A 1,572-nucleotide genomic window follows, 5' to 3' on the forward strand; every position below is an offset into this window, starting at 1 on the left:
AAGACTAACTATTAAAAGTCAAGTCTAAAATAAAAGTTTTGGATGAATTGCAGAAATGCACTTCAGATATATTTGTACCTTGAAAATTGCATGACGAACAGAGTGTCATTGCCGGCACTCTGAAAGGAGATATTTACAGAATCAGTTAAGCTACTGGCTGATATGTTCGTCCTGATTTTTCCATTGCGAAAATTAGACGCACAAGCTTTTTCGTAGCATGAGATAAGGCAACATTGTAATGCTTACCTTCCGATCGTTTTTTTGCAAGATATGCACTGAAAGATTCATCCCATTGGCAAACATACTTTGTGGCATTATAAAGGGCATATCGAAGATAACGTGAGCCACGCTTTTCCATGTGAGAATAACAGTTATTTAATTGCCCTGATTGATAGGTGGAGGGAGACATACCTGCGTAAGCGAGTATCTGATCGGCTGAATCAAATCGGTTAAAGTCCCCGATTTCAGCAAGGATCATTGCACCCATTCGGTAACTGATACCAGGAATCGTCAGGATAGGAGAATGGATTTCCTCATCCATGATCTGTTTAATGGCTGCTTCGATTTCGTCAATCTCTGCTGTTAATTCTTGAATAAGTTTGATGGTGTGCTTCAGCTCCAGAGATTTTGCAGGCATAACAGAGCCAATAGAGCTTCTAGCAGTTTCACGAAAAAGAATAGCGGTCTCTTTCCCATAACGCCCCTTTGATGCTTGGGATAAGAGATTACTCAGTTTTGTAAGGTGGGAAGCAGCGATCTGTGCAGCTCCCGGAAATTCAGAAAGCAAAGCATATACAGAAGAAAGATGAAGTGAGGGAACCAGTTTTTCTAGTTCAGGAAAAAGGATATTTACCAGTCTGGAAATAGAGGTTTTGAGTTTTGCCCGTTCTTTTACCTTATCGAAACGATAACGAGTGAGTGACTTTAATTCCTCATTGTGGTAAGATATATCTGAGTAGGACTTTAAGTTCATATCGGACATAATCATAGTAGCAATGGTACGGGAATCAACTTTATCCGTTTTCGTCTTTCTAAGAGTTAGACTTTTTCTGTAAAGATTGGTATGTAACGGATTGATAACGTAGGTCGGCAAACCTTTATCAAGAAGGAATCCCAGAAGATTGTAACTGTAGTGTCCGGTGGCTTCGAGTCCTACTTTTACTTTTGTAAAATCATCTGAAACAGATTCAATTCTTTGAAATAAGGTGTTAAAGCCTTCATGATTATTGGAGATAGTAAAAGTATGAAATAATATTTCTCCATCTGAGTTTATGATAAAACAATCATGCTTATCTTTTGCGATATCAATCCCTACGTAAATCATAAAAATTCTCCTTTGAAAAAAATTTGATACTGTTTAGGACCACTGGTACTCTTTGCGATTGTATCCTCGTTCTAAATAAACCGTCATGCGGTATCTAACTGATTAACAACTATACAAAGAGACTGTGGTTGTAGCCTTTCATAAACCATCAAGTGGTAGGGGGTGATAAACAATCCACAGTATCTCCAACAGTATAGCATACAGACCTTGGAGAGAGTCTATAAACACTACTACTTTATAATACGAGG

At 38.2% G+C, this 1,572-nt stretch carries 1 protein-coding gene; it reads right to left on the minus strand.

Annotated features, from left to right (window positions below):
• Positions 1-145: 145 nt before the first annotated feature.
• Positions 146-1,324, minus strand: a complete 1,179-nt coding sequence (locus INF29_RS14145) for an IS110 family RNA-guided transposase (RefSeq protein WP_193487366.1) — start codon at positions 1,322-1,324, stop codon at positions 146-148.
• Between the last annotated feature and the right edge of the window lie 248 nt (positions 1,325-1,572).

Source organism: Anaerotignum lactatifermentans, from assembly GCF_014982935.1.
GTDB classification, from domain to species: Bacteria; Bacillota; Clostridia; order Lachnospirales; family Anaerotignaceae; genus Anaerotignum; species Anaerotignum lactatifermentans.